Consider the following 21,081-nt stretch of genomic DNA (forward strand, 5'->3'; position numbering starts at 1 on the left):
TTTAAATATTTTTTAAGTTTATTTTATTATTTGCAACTTGAGTGTTTTATAATTATCTGATGCAGGACCAATCCCAATCTCAAAAACTCCAGGTTCAACTATTTTTTTATGTTCTTCTGTATCGAAAAAAGATAAATCTTCTGGAGTTATATCAAATTTTATGGTGCGTGACTCTTTAGGTTTTAAAGACACTCTTTTTATTCCTCTTAAACTTTTTAAAGGTCTTATTTCTGAACTTTCTAAATCTTTCACATACAGTTGCACCACTTCGTCGCCTGTATAATTACCATTATTAGTAACGACAACAGATGCTTTACAAGAATCTGTTGTGCTCATTTTTGACTTAGATAGTTTTAATTTTTTGTATTCAAAATTGGTATAACTTAATCCATATCCAAAAGGGTACAATGCATCTCCTTTATAGTATCTATACGTTCTACCTTTCATACTATAATTTACAAAAGGTGATAACTCCTTAACAGATTTATAGAACGTTACTGGTAATCTTCCTGAAGGATTATAATCGCCAAACAAAACATTTGCAATGGCATTACCTCCAAGTTCTCCTGGATACCATGCTTCTAGAATTGCTTCCAGGTTTTCATTTTCCCAGTTAACCGCCAGAGCACTTCCATTGAGTAATACCAAAACCACGGGAGTTCCTGTTTCGTGTAATGCTTTTAACAGTTCTGTTTGTATTTCTGGAAGCTTAATATTGGTCTTGTCTCCTCCATCAAAACCTTTTTGATTCACTGGCATTTGCTCTCCTTCTACACCAGGAGAAATACCACCTACAAAAACTACCACGTCAGACTTTTTTGCTAACTCAATGGCTTTTTCAAATGATGTTTTATCTGGTGAAGCCCATAAAAATTTTAATTTAGCTGGATACCCCTGGTGGAAATATTTAATTTTTACTTGATGTGATTTTCCTTTTTCTAAATAAATAGATTCTTTTATAATTCTTCTTTTTGGGCGATCGGTATTATCTACAATTACTTTGCCATCAATTTCTAAAGTATATCCTTTGTGGTGGCCTTGAAGTCCCAATTCATATTTACCTGAAACATTCACTTTAATTGCTCCAGTATATTCTACGGCAAATTTTGCTTCGTTTAAACCCGCCACTGGATTAGAATTCCAATTAGAATTAATCACATCTTCTATTCTGGTAACAACTGGTGTTCCTGAAAAATCGTGATTATTGTAATACTTAGCTTGTAAACCTGAGCTGCTTTCAAAACTTAGAAATTCAGCAGAAACTAAAGACATCACTGAACTTTTAGCTATTAGTTCTGTACCAGCTTCATAATATACTTTTGTGTTTTTTGAAACTTTATTTTTAATACCTTCTAATGGTGTAAAATATTGTGAAGGAAACCCGTTATAATTTCCTAAAAGAACTTCCAAATTATTAGCATTTGGTCCTATAACAGCTATGGATTGTGTCTCTTTTTTTAATGGCAATATGCTGTTTTCGTTCTTTAATAGCACTATAGATTTTTGCGCTGTTTCTAAAGCCAATTCTCTGTGTTTCTCAGAACTTACCACACTCATAGGAATACTTGCATATGGAACAACCTCAGCGGGATCAAACATGCCTAATTTAAATCGGGCGTTAAAGATTCTTTTTAAAGACACATCAATTTCATTTTCCGTAATTTCTCCAATTTTAACGGCATTGGTTAAATAGGAATATCTATTTCCGCAATTTAAATCGCATCCTGCTTTAACAGCTACAGCTGCAGCTTCTTCTTTAGAATCTACGTAATTATGATAATCATGAATATCGCGAATAGCATTACAATCTGAAACTACATAGCCTTCAAATCCCCAGTCTTTACGTAAAATATCATCTAATAACTGATGACTTGCACAACATGGTTTCCCCATATATCTGTTGTACGCAGCCATTACGGAATAGGCTTTTCCTTCTACTACAGTAGCTTCAAAAGCTGGCAAATAGGTATCGTATAAATCGCGCTCTGTAGTAGTAGCATCAAAAAAGTGTCTTTCTGGTTCTGGACCGCTATGTACAGCAAAATGTTTTGGCGTTGCTACTAATTTTAAATATTTAGGGTCATCACCTTGCAAACCTTTTACAAAATTAACTCCCATACGTGACGTTAAATAAGGATCTTCTCCGTATGTTTCTTGTCCGCGTCCCCAACGTGGATCACGAAAGATATTTACATTTGGAGTCCAATACGTTAATCCCTCATATCTCTTAAACGAAGAATTACGTAAGGCTTCATGGTGTTTTGCACGAGCTTCATCAGAAATTACTGTTGCAGAGCGAAAAATTAAATTGGTATCAAATGTCGCCGCTAAACCAATAGCTTGTGGAAAAACGGTTGCTTTTCCTGCTCTTGCTACACCATGTAAACATTCGTTCCAATATTCATGAGCAGGTATTTTAAGACGAGGAATAGCAGGTGCATCATTCATCATTTGCCCTACTTTTTCTTCCAAAGTCATCCTAGAAACTAAATCATTTACGCGTTCTTCTGTAGAAAGTTTGTGATTTTCAAAAGGGAATTGAGCATCTTGAGAATAACTTAAACTAACAATTAAAAGCATAAAAGTTAACAGTAAATTACTTGATTTCATTGCTATTTGTTTTTGTTTTAACATCTTTTTTTCATGTTAATTTTTAAACTGTGTTTTTAAAACTATAGGGTAACTTCTTCCATTAATTACTGGAATTGTTACTGTTGTACCTGTCTTGGTTTGTGTAAATGTTACTTTATCACCTGTATCTAATCGATATAGTTTTTTTAATTTACCAGGATTCATTTCGTTATCAAGACCTAATGTTGGGATTAGAAACTCACCTTTAGCAGGATTCATAACAATAATGTAAAATGTGTTTCCTTTTGTGGTAAATCGAACCTCATCGCTTGCAAATGGTTGTGAAGCTGTTGTTCGCTGGTTGTAATGTTCTCCTTTTTTTGTTTTTTTAGCAATATCATCTCCTGCATTTCTTATTTCCCCATGGCTCGTTATTTCACGCTCTCCACGTACACTTTTACCATCTCCATAAACTTTCCATGGTCGCGTTTCATATATGGCTTCACCATTTATTTTTAACCAATCGCCTACAGTGTTTATAATAACTTCTTGCTCTGCAGGAATGGTTCCATCTGGGTGTAATTCTATATTAAGTAATAAGTTTCCGTTTTTACTTACTGCTTCAATAAGCATTTCTAAAATGGTTCTGGCATTATGGGTTAGGTGTCGGTCTTTTTTATAAAACCAATCTGTAAAAGTAATTTCCGATTGCCAAGGTTCTGCTCTAAGCGTATTACTTCCTCCCGATTCCACTTCGTTAACGGTTCCTTTTTCTTCCCTTTTTAATAGCATTACTGCATTAACAAAACCATTTTTATTATAGCTGTTGTTATATAATTTACGAGCTACCTCTTGTCCGTATTTGCCATAGGAAAAATTAAAACCATCGTTGTATAATAAATCTGGCTTGTATTTATTTACCAATTCAATATGACGTTTTTGCCAGTTCTTTTTAATTGCCTCAATAACTTCTGGGGTACGATCTTCTGGAGCAGGGCCATATAAATCTTTAGGATCTAAACCTTCCCACCATTTTCCTTTTCCATCTTCTTTAGTTAAACGAGCATCGTAAGAAACTCCTTTATAGATTCCTTCTTCATCAGCCCCAAATGCAGGTTTCCACCAGTTTAAAAAACGATCGTCATGACTGGTAACTCCAAATTTTAAATTCTCATTTCTAGTCGCTTTGGCAAATTCGCCTATAATATCTCTTTTCGGACCTATATTAACCGAATTCCATGGGTGGTGTGAAGAGTCAAACAAATCAAAATGATCATGATGGTTTGCTAAGGCTACAATATATTTTGCGCCATTTTTTTTTGAAAATTTAATTAATGCTTCTGCATCAAATTTTTCTGCTTTCCATAAATTAATGACATCTTTAAACCCAAATTCTGAAGGGTGTCCATAAGTTTGTATATGATATGGATTAGCCATTTTTCCGAACTTCTGACGCCCCACATCTTTCATATACATATGTCTTGCATACCAACCACCACCTTGCTCTGGTTGACTTTGTGGTCCCCAATGAAACCAAATACCAAACTTCGCATCTCTAAACCATTCTGGGCATTCGTATTGGTCTGCTAGTGCTTCCCATGACAATTCTTTTTCTTGGGCAATCATAGTGTTAGTGCTAAAAAGGCATAAAATGCCAACAAAAAACAAGTTGACAATATCTCTTTTTTTAAGACTAAATTTTAGGTTATTCTTACCTGAGAAAATAAAAATCATTATATATTATTTTTTAAAATTAAAAGCTTCAAGGTTATCAAACAGTCCAAATTCTTTCTTATCTAATCGAGCAGGATCGCCTGTTTCGGTGATTAGTTTTTCTAACTCTGCAATTAAACCTTTCTTAATATCGTTATAAGCTTCATCTTCAACTAAATTATTAAGTTCCCAAGGATCTTTTTTTAAATCGAATAATGAATATGTAAACACATCGTGTTTTGCACTTACAATAAGTTTGTAATTATCTTTTCGAACAGCGCGGTGCCCCCCTCCAGGATTATGTTTCCTGTTTTTATTCAAAAGGTCTCCTGGCCATGAGTTATAAGCATAGTGCATGCTGTTTCTTACGCTTTCTTTTTCGCCCTTAATTACAGGGGTTAAATCTTTAGTTTCAACAGATTCAGGAATTTCAAGCCCTGTTAAGCCACACAATGTTGGGAATACGTCATGCAAGTAAGCTAAAGCATTATTTTTTTTGTTTTTAGGAATATTGGGACCGCAAAAAATTAATGGGATATTTACACTGTGCTCATAAACATTTTGTTTGCCTAGTAAGCCATGTTGTCCTAGTGCCAATCCGTTGTCACCTGCAAAAACTATTATCGTATTTTCTGCTTGACCAGAAGCTTCTAAAGCCTTTAAAATTCTACCAATTTGTGTATCGGTAGCCGTTATCATGGCATAGTAATCTGAGATTTCTTTTTTAACTATAGCTTCTGTTCTTGGGAAAGGAGCTAATACTTCATCTCTAATTTTATCGTCTGCAATTTCAAAAGGATGTTCTGGCATAAAATTATCTGGCAATACGATATTTTCAGAAGGATACATATCATGAAACTCTTGTGGTGCTGTACGTGGATCGTGTGGTGCTGTAAATGCTACATACATTAAGAAAGGTTCTTCTTTTTTATAGGTATCTAAAAAACTTACTGCGGCATCGGCAAATACTTCGCTACTAAATTTTTCTTTATTTTGATAGGCATCCGACCAACCAGTCTCGGGTGTATAATCTTTTACTTTGGTTCCAAAATGGGTGGTCATTCCGCCTAAAAAAGCAGACTTAATTTGTTTAAAACCTCGTTCTAACCAAATGGCTCCATTATGTTGTTTCCCTGTTGCAAAAGTCTCATAACCGTTTGCTTTAAAATATTCTGGAAACGTTAATAAATTACTTTTTCCTTTTTCTTCTTTTGGAAATGCAAATTGTGCATAAACATTGGGTTCTATATTAAAATAATGACGCCCCGTCATTAACATGGCTCTACTTGGAGAACAAACTGCCGCAGTTGTAGCTCCTAAAATATAGGAGTTTGTAAATGATGTCCCGTTTTGAACCAACTTATCCATATTGGTCGTTTTCACATCATACTTGTTCATTGCTTCTATGGTTCCTCCACGTTGGTCGTCTGTAAACAAGAAGAGTATGTTAGGCTTTTGAACTACTTTTTTTTCAGGTTTAGTTTCCTTGCATCCTGTAGCTAATAAAGCAATAAAAGCAAAACAATAATATATATTTTTGTTAATCATCTTCAGTCTTTTTATAAAATAATCTTATTCTTCTTTAACTAATATTTTATCAACTTTCTTTAAAATTTCAGTTGATTCTTTATTAATGGTCTATTTTTTTTGCTGTTAAATAGTGCTCTAGGCTTGATGCATTAAGCGCATCGCTATCGCCATATTTAGTTCTCATGTTTTCTAATTGTTTATGCATATCTGCTTTTACACTTGCATAAGCGGGATCGTTATAAACATTGCTCATTTCTGATGGATCTTTTTCTAAATCGTATAACTCCCATTGGTCAACATCATAATAAAAATGTATTAATTTATAGCGATCTGTTCTTACTCCGTAATGACGTTTTACATGGTGTTCGCCTGGAAATTCATAATATGTATAATAAATAGCATGTCGCCATTCGCTTACTTCACCATTCACTAATTTTCTAAAAGATTCTCCTTGTATCTCTTTAGGAATTTCTACTCCAGCATAATCTAAAAATGTTGGTGCGAAATCTAAATTCTGCACAAGACCATCAACAACCGTACCTGCTTTTATTTCTTTTGGATATTTAATTAAAATTGGCGTTCTAAAAGATTCCTCGTACATAAAACGCTTATCAAACCAACCGTGTTCTCCTAAATAAAAGCCTTGGTCTGATGTGTAGACAACAATTGTATTTTTTTCTAATCCGTTTTCTTTTAAATAATCTAAAACTTCTCCAACGCCATCATCTACAGATTGAATGGTTCTTAGGTAATCATGCATATATCGGTTATACTTCCAAAGTGCGAGTTCTTTACCTTTTAGTTTTTTAGATTTAAAGTCGGCAATGATAGGGTCGTAATAAGCATCCCAAGCTGCTTTTTGATCGTCGGTCATTCTGTTATAACGACCTTGAAAAACATTTCTATATTTGGTTTGAATTTCTTCTTCTTTGTCTAACATTTTTAGATCATACACAAGATCCATGTCTTTGAAGATTCCCATTTCGTGAGCAGCAGCAGCAGGTCTTCCTTCGTAATCGTCGAAGAAATTTGCTGGTGGATCGAATGTTTTATCGTCGAATAGTGTTAAATATTTTTCTTCAGGCATCCAAGTTCTGTGTGGTGCTTTTTGATGGTATAGCATTAAAAAAGGCTTATCTTTTTCTCTCTTGTTTTCTAACCAGTTTAAAGCAATATCTGTAGTTACATTTGTTACGTAGCCAGGTAGTGTCTTCTTTACACCATTCTCAATGAATTCTGGAGAATAATACTGACCTTGCCCAGGTAATACATTGGAATAATCGAAACCTTGTGGCAAGCCATCTAAATGAATTTTACCAATTAATGCAGTTTGGTAACCCGATTTTTGTAGTGTTTTTGCAAAATTGTCTTGATCCCAGTTAAACGGACTGATATTATCTACTTTACCGTTTACAAAACTGTGCTTCCCAGTTAGCATCACAGCTCTACTTGGTGCACAAATAGAGTTTGTAACAAAACCTTTATTAAAAATAGCGCCTTCATTAGCAATTCTATCTATGTTTGGCGTGTTATTTAAGCCATATCCATAAGCGCTAATAGCTTGGTAGGCATGGTCATCACTCATTATAAAAATGATGTTTGGCCTTTGGTTTTTTTCCTCACTTATTTGTTTTTTCGATTCTTTACACCCTAAAAGTGTTAAAGCGAAACATGTAAGTATGCCAATTTGGTTCAAGTTTATTTTCATCAATATAAATTTTAATAGTCTTTTATTTTTTGGGTTGATTTCCCATTTCTAATTCTAAAACAGCCCCGTTAACTAGCTCTTCATGCGTTACATAATATCTATTTAATGTTTTGTTATTGAGCTTAATCGATTGTATATATCTATTTTCTTTAGAATTGTTTTTCGTTGTAATTTTCAGGGTTTTTCCTGAGTAATATTTATTATCTAATTGAATTTCAATAGCATCAAAAACAGGACTTGTAATTTGGTACACATTATCTCCAATAGACGCTGGGTAAATCCCCATCATAGCATATACTAACCAAGCAGACATAGTTCCAGTATCGTCATTTCCTGGTAATCCAGCAGGTTTGTTTTGAAAATATTGATTGGATAATTCTCTAACCAACTTTTGACTTCTCCATGCTTCTCCTTTTACATAATTGAAAAGAAAAGGATACGCAATGTCTGGCTCGTTAGCCATATCAAATTGATTGTCGTCAAAAACTTTTTGTAATTGTTTTACAAAACTTTTATCACCGCCCATTAACTTTATAAGTCCGTTAATATCATGTGGCGCCATGAATGCATATTGCCAGGCATTACCCTCTATAAAGCCAACGCTTTTAGTAAAATTAGCGCCTGCCAATGGATCAAATGGTTTATAGAAAGACCCATCTGAATTTCTTGGTCTTAATAATTTAAAACTCTTATCGAATAATTTCCTGTATGAAATAGATCGTTTTTTATAGGTTTTATAATCGTTTTTCTTTCCCAGTTTTTTTGCTAATACGGCAATAGCATAGTCTGAAGCATTGTATTCTTGCGTGGTTGATACCGAACCACCATCATCAGTTGTTAAATATCCTTTTTCTAGATAGTTTTTTAAACCAGGACGTAGTGGATTGTTATCTAATTGGTTCGCGCTTTTTAGCATCGCTTTGTAAGCTTTTTGCACGTCAAAATCTTGTATGCCTTTTAAATACGTGTCTGCTATAACAATGCCTGCAGGGTCTCCAACCATTGTAAAGGTTTCGGTTGAATTCAATTCCCATTTAGGTAACCAACCGTTTTCATCGTACATTGACAACATGTTTTTTACCATATCGGATTGTTGCTCGGGATATACTAAAGACATTAATTGGTGTAGATTTCTATAGGTATCCCACAATGAAAATACGGTATATCGCGTCCCCGAAGTATGGCCTGTTTTCCCTGTTTTAATTTCAGGATAATCACCATTACTATCGTTTAAGGTATTCGGATGAATTAAGGTATGATATAATGCTGTATAAAAATTAATTTTATCTTCTTCTGTACCTCCTTTTACTTTTACTCTAGAAAGTAGTGTATTCCATTCGTTAAACGTGTCTTTATAGATAGCATCAAAAGATTTGTTTGCCGTTTCTGTTTCTAAATTTTCTCTTGCATTTTTGATACTTACATACGAAACTCCAATTTTGACTTCAATAGTTTCTTCTTTATCAAAATGATATGAAAAATATGAACCGATACTATCGCCAACAACCATTTTAGTCGTTTGCTCCATTATTCGGGTTTTACCATTGTAAGTCATCCATTTGGCCTCTTCGCCCTCATAGGTTCTTGGTTTTTTCCATGCTCCAAATTTATCTGCAGGTTTAGAAAATTTAGCTACAAAATAAACAGGATAAGCATCTTCTGGACTGTTATAGCAAAAAGAACCAACGCTACGCATGCCTTCAATTTCGGTAGGAGAAATAATTTGTACCATGGCCCCTTCTTCATTAGTTAAGCCTAAACCTAAATTTAAAAGGATGTTTGACTGCCCTTTTGGGAACGTAAATTTACTTACTCCAACACGTTTGGATGCTGTAAATTCGGTTTTAACTTGGTATTTATCTAATGTATTGCTGTAATAGCCTGCTTTAGCAATTTCGTTGGAATAGGTCGTGCCATATTTTAAATGATTGGTTTCAACTTCTCCTGTTGTTGGCATTACTAATATTACGCCTAAATCTGGGCAACCAACACCACTTAAATTCACTTGACTAAAACCCGTTAAAAAGGTGTTTTCATTTACGTAAGGGGTAGAATGCCATCTGCTATCTTTTTCTAGCTTGTTTTGTTTGCCTGCTACATTAAAAGGTGTAATACTTGCCATGCCTCTAGGTGTAATGGGACCTGGAAACGTAGCGCCGTAATTTGACGTTCCAATAAAAGGGTTTACATACGTAGCATACTCTTGAGATACTACGGATGACATACTCAAACTAAACAAAGTTAAAAACAAAAAAAGTGTTCTATACATTTAATTATTTTTTAGTTATTTTAGAGGTTGCAGACTCCATTCTGTTTCCATCTATGTCGTCGCAAACAGCATAGTTAAAACCTGGTCTTATACTATAACCTGCATGTTCTCCAGACTTGTTAACCGCAATAAAACCGACTTGAAGATATTCCATATCCTTATGGTTTTTATGCTTATTGTAAATGCGTTCTACAATTTCTTTACAAGCTTCTAAAGGGGATTTTCCTTGACGCATTAATTCAACCACCATCGCACTACCAGCTGTTCTAATAACTGCTTCACCTAAACCTGTTGCTGCAGCTGCTCCTACTTCATTATCTAAAAAAAGACCTGCTCCAATAATAGGAGAATCTCCCACTCTACCATGCATTTTCCATGCGGCACCACTCGTGGTACACCCGCCAGACAAATGACCTTCTTCATCTAAAACCAGCATGCTAATAGTGTCGTGATTTTCGATATTGATAACGGGTTTATATTTTGAATCTTCTAACCATTTCTTCCAAGCTATCTTAGATTTTTCTGTAAGTAAATTTTCTTCTTCAAAACCTTCGGATAAAGCAAACTGTAAAGCACCTTTACCTGATAGCATAACATGTGGTGTGTTAGTAAGTACTTTTTTGGCAACGGCAATAGGATGCTTAATGCTTTGTAAAAAGGACACCGAACCACAATCGCTATTTTTATCCATGATACAGGCGTCTAGTGTTACCTTTCCTTCTCTGTCGGGTAAACCACCATAACCTACGCTTCTTACTTCTGGGTCTGCTTCGGGAATACCTACTCCTGCAACAATAGCATCTAAGGCAGATTTATTATTTTTTAATTGTTTCCAAGCTTCATCATTAGCCGCTAAACCATGTCGCCACGTAGATATAATCAATGGTTTTTTTTGAGGCTTTGTATTTTTAGTTACATCATCTTTGTTCGTTGCAGATCCTCCACAACTAAAGGTTGTAGTAATCCCAACTGTTCCTATAGCAGCTTTTTTTATAAAACGTCTTCTGCTTGACATATCTTTATTTTTTTGAAGCTTTTATAATTTCAAATTGTTCTTCTGTTAGTGTATAATCATCAAAAAAGGCAACTCCTTTTGCGCCATTATCTTTTGCTAGTTGAATGGCTTCTTTTAAATCAGGATTACTCAATTTAGGAGTGTATAATCCTGTGTGTAATTCTGTTTGTTTTTCTTCTAAATCTTGTATACCTTGCTTTGTAGCGTAACCAATCCAATCTAATTCTTCATTATAAAAATTATAATAAATCATAGGTAATACCATGTCTACTTTCCATTTATCCCAACGTTGGCGTACCATGTGGTCTGACATTTCTGGATAAGGAAATACGGCTGCACTTAATTTTTTATCATGTTTATGCACCACGTCGTATGCTTCGTCAACTAAAGATTTAATTTCGTTTAAACGGAAGTTTTTCCATTCTATATCTATGGCTGGATTTTCCATTTTTCGAGGGTCTTTATGATGAATTTTCATAAACTTCTCTATGCTGGCATCAGAATAATCGAAATCGTAATCTGGTAATTCTTCTTCTTGCTTTAAATTGTACTTTGGCAATAAACCTATTGGCAAATACACATCGGGGTAACGGATATAATCTAAATGCACACTTGCAACACCTTCAACTTTAGCTAAACCTTCTACTAAACTTAAAATATGTTTTCTGGCTTCGGGATGACTTGGGGATAACCATTGGTAATACCCTACATACGGGCGCTCATCAAAACAAGATTTTCCGCTACGGCTTACCATGTACCAATCTGGGTGTTGTAAAGCAATTGAATCTCCTGGTCTGTTGGTTGTAAACATCCAGGCGTGTACTTCCAATCCTGCTTTTTTAGCTATTGGTGTTAGTCTTTTTAATAGTTTAGGGTCTGCACCTGTATTCATTAAAACAGCATCAATCCCGTTACTTTTTAATTTATTGAAATGTACCGTGTACGCCGAATCTGATTTTTTGTGACCAACAGTAATCCAGTTCCAGTACTTAAATTTTGTAGTATTTTCTACTTCCTCGTTATTAAGTTCTGCAACGGTATTCTGTTTTGTAGCCTTGTTACACGCTACCAAACTTAGTAAAAGGCTAAAAAATGCTATTTTTAATTTCATATGAATATATTATTTTTTTGATATAAATTTTCCATCTTCTTTAACAATTAATAGCTTATTCGTAAATGGGCTTTTAATTGATAAATTGAATCCTGTGCTATGGTTTTCTAATTTTGGTTTTACTATTTTCCCTTCAACTACGATATCTGATTTTGTTAAGCTATCTAATGAAGTAAAATATTTGTTATGAGCTTTGAATTCTGCATTTTGAATTCTATACATTTTATACAATTCCCATTTTATTTTTTCGTCTTCAGGAATTTTAAAATGGTTTTCTTTCTTTGGTGATTCTGATGAAAAATATACATAACCCCATTTTTCTGGTTCGTGCATATTAATGACTCCCATTGGCGACCACACCCAGTTGTATTCATGTAAAAGTTTACCGTTGGCACCTCTTTTTCTTTCATATTTACCGTCGGTTATCTGAAAATCCCAATTGACTCTTGAGAAATTGACTCTCCAATATGTATCGGTAGGCACATTTTTTTGAAAATAACCTGTTTTGTATACAGCCCAAGGAATGGCTATTTCTAATGTCCAACCTTCGTCTTTATCTTCAGGATTATTAATAGTTCCGTTAACTTTTACGGCAGACTTTAATCCTGTAATATTCCAATCGTTTAACACTGCATTATTATTTCTGTATGGTTTTGTAATGAATAAATCCCAAACGGTATTTAGTGCATTAATTTCTAATTCGTAATAATTATGGGTATCACCATCTGGTTCAATAAACACCTCAAAATCATTATCATAAAAAATAATAGTATCCCTTTTAGTTAAATTAGCCCATACATGCGGGGCTTCCATTTTTGCTAGAATGTAATAATACGTGTCATCCCACAGCATTTTAACTTGCGTTTTATATTTTGGCTGTTTTTCACCTTCTATATCTGTAAAAGGTTCAGACCAAGCCATGTTGCGCCATGCGGCATCTAAACCTTCGCCATCAATATTAATTTTTTGTGATGTTTTGTAAGCCGTATACGTTTTAGGCACTATTTCTTCTATCTCCTCTGTAGTCTGAGCGCAGGCTACAGAAGAAACACCTATTAAGATAAACCATAAATATTTACCTAAAAAATCCATCTATTGAGTTATTATAAACTATTGTTTTTTGTAAAGCTAACAATTTCACTAATGCGCCCAAAAGCCAATGCTACTACAGTATCGGCGGCACCATAATATACGGCTAATTTATCTTCTTTTATATCATGTAAAGCGGCACATGGAAATACCACATTTGGTACATCGCCAATTTGTTCGTAAGTTTCTGCGGGTCCTAAGATATAAGGTTGCGTTCTGTATTTTAGTTCTTCAGGTTTGTTTTCATCTAAAATAGCGGCTCCCATAGCATATCTAAATCCATTGCAAGTGTTAATAACACCGTGATACAACATCAGCCAACCTTCATCTGTAAGTATTGGAATTGGCCCTGCTCCCACTTTTGTACATTGCCAGGCACTGTCTTGAAATTTAGAGGCCTTCATAACGCATCGGTGTTCTCCCCAATACTTCATATCTGGGCTGTAGCTTATATATATGTCTCCAAATGGTGTATGACCATTATCACTTGGTCGGCTCAACATAGCGTATTTGCCATTTATTTTTTTTGGAAATAAGACCCCATTTCTATTAAACGGTAAAAAGGCATTTTCGCACTGAAAGAATTCCTTAAAATCAAAAGTATAACCAATACCTATAGTTGGTCCGTTATAGCCATTACACCAAGTCACCCAAAAACGATCTTCTATAAACACAACGCGTGGGTCGTATTTATATTCAGAATCAATCATATTGGTATTTCCTGCTTTCATTTTAATGGGTTCGTGTTCAATATCCCAGTTAATGCCACCTTTACTAAAACCAGCGAAGATATTCATCTGCACTGCTTTATTATCGCATCTAAAAACACCTGCAAAACCATCTTTAAAAGGCACAACCGCACTATTAAAAACACTATTAGATGTTGGTATGGCATACCTATCTATAATAGGATTTTGAGAATAACGCCACATAACATCGTTACAGTTTTCTGGCTTGTCTTGCCATGGCATAGCATTTATTTTCATTCTTAATCTTTATATTTTTTAACTTTATCTAACCATGTGAATTTTAATATAATTGATGTTATTAAAAACACGAATAAGGTTATTAATGTTTTTGGATAATCTCTAATCATAAAATATATTGGCAATAGAATCATACTGGATTGCCAAATAATCCCAATAACACAATTTAACATATCTCCTACAAAATCGGTGTTTTTGGTAATGGTATTGTTTTCAATTTTAAGGGCTTTATAAACTGGACTCCAAAACCCCCATGGACGGATATTAAAATAGAACTCTTTTAATGTATTCATGTTGGTTGCAGGTGTTAAAAGTGTCCCTAAAAACGACCCTAATAATGAAACTGTAAAAATAACAGGAAAAACATAAATAGCTGGAATTTGAGCTAAAAAATACAAATTAGTATCTATATCAAAATTCGCTTTATTCTGGTCTAACAAAAATTGCAAGGTGGCAATAATCAACCCTGAAGTCATACCCCAGAAATACCCCCAACCATTAAAACGCCACCAGATCCATTTTAAAAAATTAGCAGCGACATAACCTCCATAGAGGGCACTTGTAATCCAAAGGGTTAATGAATTAATTGAATCTGCAAAGAAGCCCATAATCACCCCTAAAGTAACTACTGAGAACGATGCAATATGACTCACTTTTATATAATGTTTATCTAAAGCTTTTGGTTTAAAATATTTTTTATAAATGTCATTTACTATATATGCAGGAGCCGAATTTACAAAGGCTGAAAATGTAGACATAAATGCCGCTAAAAGCCCCGCAAGCAATAATCCCTTTATTCCTACAGGGATATGGAAATTGATAATTTTAGGCAAAATAATTTCTAAATCCCCTAAACATAATTGACCCGATAGCGCCATTTCTGGAGCTAAAAACACTAAGCCAAGAACTACTATCCCTCCAATAAGCAAGTAACGCGGAATGAATAAAATTAAGTTTGTAAATCCACTCATATATGCTGCTTCTTTTACCGTTCTAGTCGATAAAATACGCTGCATATCAAAGCCAGGTGTCGGACCAGCAATACTTGCAAAAAACCCTTTAAAAAGAGACATTCCTATAAGAGCTCCAAACATTTTATAACCCTGAGTATCTATTAGATTATTAAATGCTTCGTACTTGCCCGTCCATGAACCTTCGAGTTCGCTTCTAAAGAAAATACTAGCCCATTCTGCTGAAATAACATTACTTATTTCAACATCAGTTACTGTAACAAAAGCATAAATGGCAACTAAAACTCCTGCAATCACCATAATACCATATTGCAATACTTCTGTAGCCACAACCGAAAACATACCGCCTTTAATGGTATAGATTGTTGTTAAAAATATAATTAATAATGCATAGCTTTGATCTGATGTTAAAAGAATGCTTTCATTAAAAATGATTGACATATCCCAAGGTAAAATAATAGTCATAAACTTACCTACACCTTCAAAAAAATAAGCAATCCAACCTATCGCTGCTACTATAGCAAAAATAGCGACTATAAGATGTGAGGCTCTACCAGCTTTACCATCTCCAAAACGTGTTAAAATCCATTCCGACCCAGTCATAATGTTTGAACGCCTAATCCAAGCTGCTAAAAAAATCATGATGAAAATCTGATTCCAAACAGGCCACAGCCACATAAACATAAAGCTCTTAGCTCCATATAAAAACAGGACACCAACCATCCACGCTGTTCCAGAAACATCAAACATTCCAGACCCGTTACTTAATCCTAGATAGTACCATTTAATTGTTTTTCCTCCAAGAAAATAAGAGGTTAATCCTTTTGAAGCACGTTTTGAAACCCATATACCAACACCTAGCGTTAATACAATATAAAATATTATTATTAAAACGTCTATAGTATCCATTATTGGTGTATGTTTTTAGTAATACCCCAGTTTTTATTGGGTGTGTCTCCCATAACAAAATGAAGTGTTCCTCCATTTAATATTTGTTTATGCGAAATTGTAGTTTGGTTGAATACCTTTTTGTTAAGTGTTGCAGATTGTATGTAAATATTTTTATTTGAAACATGTTCAGCTTCAATGGTGAATGTTTTTTCTTTTGAAACATTCATAGTCGTTTTCTCGAAAATGGGACTTCCTATTTCGTATTCGGTTGAAGCTGGATTCATAGCATATAAACCGATAGAGCTTAATGCATACCATGCACTCATTTGCCCACAATCTTCATTACCACTTAAACCATTAGGTGTTGTATTGTATTGTGTGTCTAAAATATGTCTCGCCCAATATTGTGTGCGCCATGGTTTATTAGCACGGTTAAACATATAGGCTATATGGTGACTTGGTTCATTACCGTGTGCATACTGCCCGATTAAACCAGAAATATCAGCAGATGTGTTATCTCCAGTAATTTCTGAGCTCTCGGTAAATAATTGCTCCAATCGGTTTGTGAAAATTTCATTACCTCCATGTAAGGAAGCTATGTTTTCAACATCATGTGGTACAAACCAACTATGCTGCCATGCATTGCCTTCGGTGTAATCGGTATGTTCTCTATGGTTAGAATATTTAGCATCAAAAGGCTCATGCCACGATGCGCCATCTTCAGATTTACCACGCATAAAACCTGTTTCGGCATCGAATAAATGTTGATATGCTTTGGATCTGTTTAAAAAGAATTTATAATCTTCTTCTTTCCCCAGTGCTTTTGCCATTTGCGCCACACACCAATCATCATAAGCATATTCTAATGTAATAGTAACCGATTCATCTAACAAATTATAAGGAATGTAACCGTATTTTTTATAATGGTTTAGCCCACGTTCGTTTTGCATCATGGTAGCTTTCATGGCTTCATAAGCTTTTTCAGCATCAAAGCCTTTAATACCCTTTAAATAAGCTTCTACAATTACAGGAATGGAATGATAGCCCGTCATCGTATTGGTTTCATTTCCATAAAGCGTCCAAACAGGTAATATGTTTTTGGTTTCGTAATATGCCAGCATGGTGTTTGTTATATCGGCCACTTTATCTGGAGCTAATAACGTTAATAATGGATGTTCTGCTCTGAATGTATCCCACAACGATAATGTTGAATATGCGGTGTAATTTTCGGCAGTTACTATGCTATCATTTTCTTTTCTGAATTGCCCGTTTTTATCACTGAAAGTAACTGGTGCCAATTGCGCATGGTACATAGCGGTGTAAAAAATGGTTTTTAAAGAATCAATGGGCGTTTCTACTTTAATTTTAGACAATGCTTGATTCCATGTGCTTTCTGATTGTGCTTTTACAGCTTCAAAATCAAAACCTTCTTTATCTAAATTTTCTTTAGCATTTTCTACGCTTACAGAAGATAATGCCACTTTTACTAACAATTGGCTGCCCTCGTTCTCATTAAAAAAGAATTGCGCCGCAGATTTTATAGTATGTTCATCAATTTTTTCAACATTTTTTTCATCTGAAACCAAATTATTTTTAGTTATTGGTTTTGAAAATTTTGCAACAAAAAACACTTTTTGGTTTTTTGCCCAACCTGTGCTAAAACGATGGCCAATTATAGTGTAATCATCTTCAATTTTTATAGATGTATTTGTGGCTTTATCCCAATTGATGCCAAAACCTAAATCAACAATAACAGATTGCTTATCACCATCTTTAAAAGTGTATTTATGAAACGCAGTACGCAACGATGTTGTTAACTCTACATTTACATTATGATCATTAAGAAAGACTTGATAGTATCCTGGACTCGCTTTTTCATTTGCATGGCTGTATGATGATTTATAAGTTAGTGAATCGCGAGACTTAGGCATTTTAGATAAATCTACCGCTTTGTTTATTGGCATAAATAACACATCGGCTAAATCTCCAATACCAGTTCCACTCAAACTTAAATGGCTAAAACCAATAGCAATTGAATCTGAGTAATGATAACCCGAACACCAATCCCAACTGCTTATACCATTTACAGGACTAACTTGAAGCATCCCAAATGGCACTGTTGCTCCTGGGTATGTATGTCCGTGACCGCCTGTACCTATAAAAGGGTCTACATAACTAATTAACCGTTCTGGTTTAGTCTTTTTTTTCTCAACGTTTTTATTACAACTAATAATAAAAATTACGGACAAAAAAAGAAGGGTAGTATTCTTCATAAAATGGTTTATCGATTTGACTATATAAAAATTAATAAATTTAACAATTATTAAAAGTAATTTAGACGGACAACGCATTAACACAGCTAAACATCAAAAAAAAAGTTTGAAATCAATTTTTAAAATAGTCCTCTTTATTGAATATATTTAAAACATCATGTCATTTTTTGACCCATCTATTTTACTATCATTATTCCTTAAATGGGACGAAATTCATGAAAGCACTAAAATAAAAGTAAAAGGCATTAAACCTAGATCCACTAAAAAGCGGAATTAGTCTACCTACTGGCAAAGCTACGGTGTACCCACATTCTTTTTTTAAAGAAGAGGTATATTTTATTATTTACTTTTAGTTCACAAATCTTATTTGATAAAAATAGGAGTTCATGAATCTTCGATTTCTTTTTCTCGTCCAAAGAAAAGTAACAAACCTGTCTGCCGTTCAATGTCATTAAATTAAGGCTAAAACGTCAGTCTAAGATCTGTGTTAAAAATTTTAACTAGCGTATGAAATGACGTAATTGGGGTATCATCTTATGTTTGCAAAAGGTTCGTATCATTCAGAAGGAGGTACGACTGAAGAATCTATAGAAATTAATAATAAAGATTCTTCGACTCCGACAATTGCCGGAATGCTCTGAATTACAAACGATTGAAAATTAGGTATTTATAAAAAAAACATCAATAATAGGCTATCGAAAACAAAATATATTTTGTTTGAAGATATAAGCGAAGCTTACGACTAAAGAATCTTTATAATTAATCTCTAAAGATCTTACGGCACAATTAAGGTTTCTTTGTCTAAGCCAATACTGCTTAAAGGAACTTACTGCGTTGTGCAGGTATCTTAGAATATACCTGCTTTTAACACTAAGAAACTATTTTTTTTGAAATAGGTTTAGTTAGCGGACTACTGTGATGTTAAACAACTACAAAAAACACCACTTAGTAGTCCCAACTAAACTAATCAACTCGATTAACAAACTAAAATAACTTCTAATATTCCCACCTCACAAACGCTTCCATAGCGGCGTAGTGAGACAAGCCTAATTCATGGTATAAATGGGCTGTTTCTCTGTTTCTGTCTTCTGCTCGCTGCCAAAACTCTCTGCTATCTGTTCCCTGGAATACCACACCATCTTTTTGAGATTGATGCTTGAAAATACCTTTTCGCTTTTCTAATACTTGGTCAGGCCCCATAGGAACAGCCATTTCTATCTCATCAATGCCCCATTCTTGCCATGCGCCTCTGTACAACCAAACCCAACAGTCTTTCATAAACTTTTTAGGTTTTAGTTGTTTTACGGCTTCAAAAACGGCATCTAAGCATACTTTGTGTGTCCCATGGGGGTCTGCCAAATCACCAGCTGCATATATTTGATGTGGTTTGATTTGCTCAATAAGATTCATCGTTATTTCGATATCTTCTTCACCTAAAGGCTTTTTCTCTATAGCCCCTGTTTCATAAAAAGGCAGTTCCATAAAATGAATCTGGGCATCTGGAATACCAATAAAATAAGAGGTAGATTGGGCTTCTCCTTTTCTAATTAATCCTTTGATATAGCGAACTTCTGGAATATCTATTTCGCTGGCTTTTTTGTTTTTAAGAAATGTTTCTGCTTTTTTGTAGATCGTTTCTGCTTCTGCGCTTTCTATTCCAAATTTGGCATTATAATCGCATACAAAACTAGCGAAACGCAAGGCTTCATCATCTGCTACGGCTATGTTTCCTGAGGTTTGGTATCCTATGTGCACTTCGTGTCCTTGTTCATGTAAGCGTTTAAATGTGCCTCCCATACTTATGATATCATCATCTGGGTGCGGACTAAAAATAAGCACGCGTTTTTTTGCGGGTTCGGCACGCTCTGGGCGTTTAGCATCATCGGCATTGGGCTTGCCTCCTGGCCATCCTGTAATCGTATTTTGTAGTTTGTTGAATATTTTAATGTTTATATCGTAAGCTGGACCTGAATCTGCCAATAAATCACTCATACCGTTTTCTATATAATCGGCATCGGTGAGCATTAGAATAGGTTTTTTTAAATGAAGTGCTAAGCCTAATACTGCTTTTCTTATAAGTTTGTCTGTCCAGGTAATTTTTTCGACTAACCAAGGTGTATTTATACGGGTTAGTTTTGAGGATGCTTCTTTGTCTAATACAAAGGTGGCGTTATTATGTTCTTGTAAAAACGAGGCGGGTACCAGGTTGGTTACGGTGCCTTCAACGGATTCTTTTGTTATATGGGATTTGCTTTCGCCCCAAGCCATAAGGATCACTCTTTTGGCTTCCATTATCTTTTTGACTCCTAAAGTAATGGCTGTTCTTGGTGTGTTGTTTAAACCTGAAAAATCACCACTGGCGGCAACTCTGGTTATATGGTCTAATGCTACTAATCGGGTTTTTGAGTTTTGTAAGGAGCCTGATTCGTTAAATCCTATATGACCATTGCCTCCAATACCTAATATTTGTAAATCGATACCGCCGTAAGCTTCTATTTTTGATTCGTATTGACTGCAATATTCTGAAATAGCATCTTTGGATAAGGTGCCATCTGGAATATGGTAGTTCTCTGGCAATATATCTACGTGGTTAAAGAGTAATTCTTTCATAAAACGCACATAACTATTTATAGAATCGGGTTCCATAGGGTAGTATTCATCTAGATTGAAGGCTATCACATTTTTAAAACTCAATCCTTCTTCTTTATGTAAGCGTACTAATTCGGCATATAAACCTTTAGGGGAGGAACCTGTGGCTAAACCTAATATACAGGGTTGTTTTTGGGCTTGTTTTACCTTTATTAAATCTGCTATTTCTTTAGCTACTGCTTTGGAAGCGCTAGTGGAGTTTTCAAAAACAATGGTTCCTACGTTTTCAAACCTTTTTTCAAAATCTGTAGATTTGTCTATACTACTCTGTAACATGGCGTTTTTGTTTATTTCTTAATTATAGA

The 21,081-nt window shown here is 34.6% G+C and carries 12 protein-coding genes; all 12 read right to left on the reverse strand.

Annotation, left to right across the window (positions count from 1 at the left end):
* Window positions 1–18: 18 nt before the first annotated feature.
* Window positions 19–2,610: a glycoside hydrolase family 3 C-terminal domain-containing protein gene (locus tag Q4Q40_RS10145; RefSeq protein WP_303301686.1), complete on the reverse strand. Its 2,592-nt coding sequence runs from the start codon at window positions 2,608–2,610 to the stop codon at window positions 19–21.
* A gap of 36 nt (window positions 2,611–2,646) precedes the next feature.
* Complete coding sequence (locus Q4Q40_RS10150; RefSeq protein WP_303301687.1) at window positions 2,647–4,197, reverse strand: alpha-L-fucosidase; 1,551 nt, start codon at window positions 4,195–4,197, stop codon at window positions 2,647–2,649.
* Window positions 4,198–4,311: 114 nt separating this feature from the next.
* A complete protein-coding gene (locus Q4Q40_RS10155) occupies window positions 4,312–5,832 on the reverse strand; it encodes a sulfatase family protein (RefSeq protein WP_303301688.1) in 1,521 nt (506 codons plus the stop codon).
* Between the two features lie 82 nt (window positions 5,833–5,914).
* The gene (locus Q4Q40_RS10160) at window positions 5,915–7,522 is read right to left on the reverse strand and encodes a sulfatase family protein (protein ID WP_303301689.1); all 1,608 of its coding nucleotides are present in this window, start codon (window positions 7,520–7,522) and stop codon (window positions 5,915–5,917) included.
* A gap of 22 nt (window positions 7,523–7,544) precedes the next feature.
* Window positions 7,545–9,791 carry a GH92 family glycosyl hydrolase gene (locus Q4Q40_RS10165; RefSeq protein ID WP_303301690.1) on the reverse strand — a complete coding sequence of 749 codons (2,247 nt, stop codon included), beginning with the start codon at window positions 9,789–9,791 and terminating at the stop codon, window positions 7,545–7,547.
* 4 nt (window positions 9,792–9,795) lie between these two features.
* Entirely contained in the window at window positions 9,796–10,806 is a 1,011-nt protein-coding gene (locus Q4Q40_RS10170; protein WP_303301691.1) for an isoaspartyl peptidase/L-asparaginase family protein, read from the reverse strand.
* Between the two features lie 4 nt (window positions 10,807–10,810).
* Window positions 10,811–11,917, reverse strand: coding sequence for a family 10 glycosylhydrolase (locus Q4Q40_RS10175; protein ID WP_303301692.1), 1,107 nt, complete (start codon window positions 11,915–11,917; stop codon window positions 10,811–10,813).
* A 9-nt stretch (window positions 11,918–11,926) separates the two neighbouring features.
* A complete protein-coding gene (locus tag Q4Q40_RS10180) occupies window positions 11,927–13,009 on the reverse strand; it encodes a carbohydrate-binding family 9-like protein (protein ID WP_303301693.1) in 1,083 nt (360 codons plus the stop codon).
* Between the two features lie 11 nt (window positions 13,010–13,020).
* Window positions 13,021–13,986: a glycoside hydrolase family 130 protein gene (locus tag Q4Q40_RS10185; protein WP_303301968.1), complete on the reverse strand. Its 966-nt coding sequence runs from the start codon at window positions 13,984–13,986 to the stop codon at window positions 13,021–13,023.
* An 8-nt stretch (window positions 13,987–13,994) separates the two neighbouring features.
* Complete coding sequence (locus Q4Q40_RS10190) at window positions 13,995–15,872, reverse strand: sodium:solute symporter family protein (protein WP_303301694.1); 1,878 nt, start codon at window positions 15,870–15,872, stop codon at window positions 13,995–13,997.
* Entirely contained in the window at window positions 15,872–18,127 is a 2,256-nt protein-coding gene (locus tag Q4Q40_RS10195) for a GH92 family glycosyl hydrolase (protein WP_303301695.1), read from the reverse strand. Before Q4Q40_RS10195 ends, Q4Q40_RS10190 begins: the two co-directional genes overlap by 1 nt.
* 996 nt (window positions 18,128–19,123) lie before the next feature.
* The gene (gene nagB / locus Q4Q40_RS10200) at window positions 19,124–21,052 is read right to left on the reverse strand and encodes a glucosamine-6-phosphate deaminase (protein WP_303301696.1); all 1,929 of its coding nucleotides are present in this window, start codon (window positions 21,050–21,052) and stop codon (window positions 19,124–19,126) included.
* Between the last annotated feature and the right edge of the window lie 29 nt (window positions 21,053–21,081).

Origin of the sequence: Flavivirga jejuensis (genome assembly GCF_030540765.1) — a bacterium.
Classification (GTDB): Bacteria; Bacteroidota; Bacteroidia; order Flavobacteriales; family Flavobacteriaceae; genus Flavivirga; species Flavivirga jejuensis.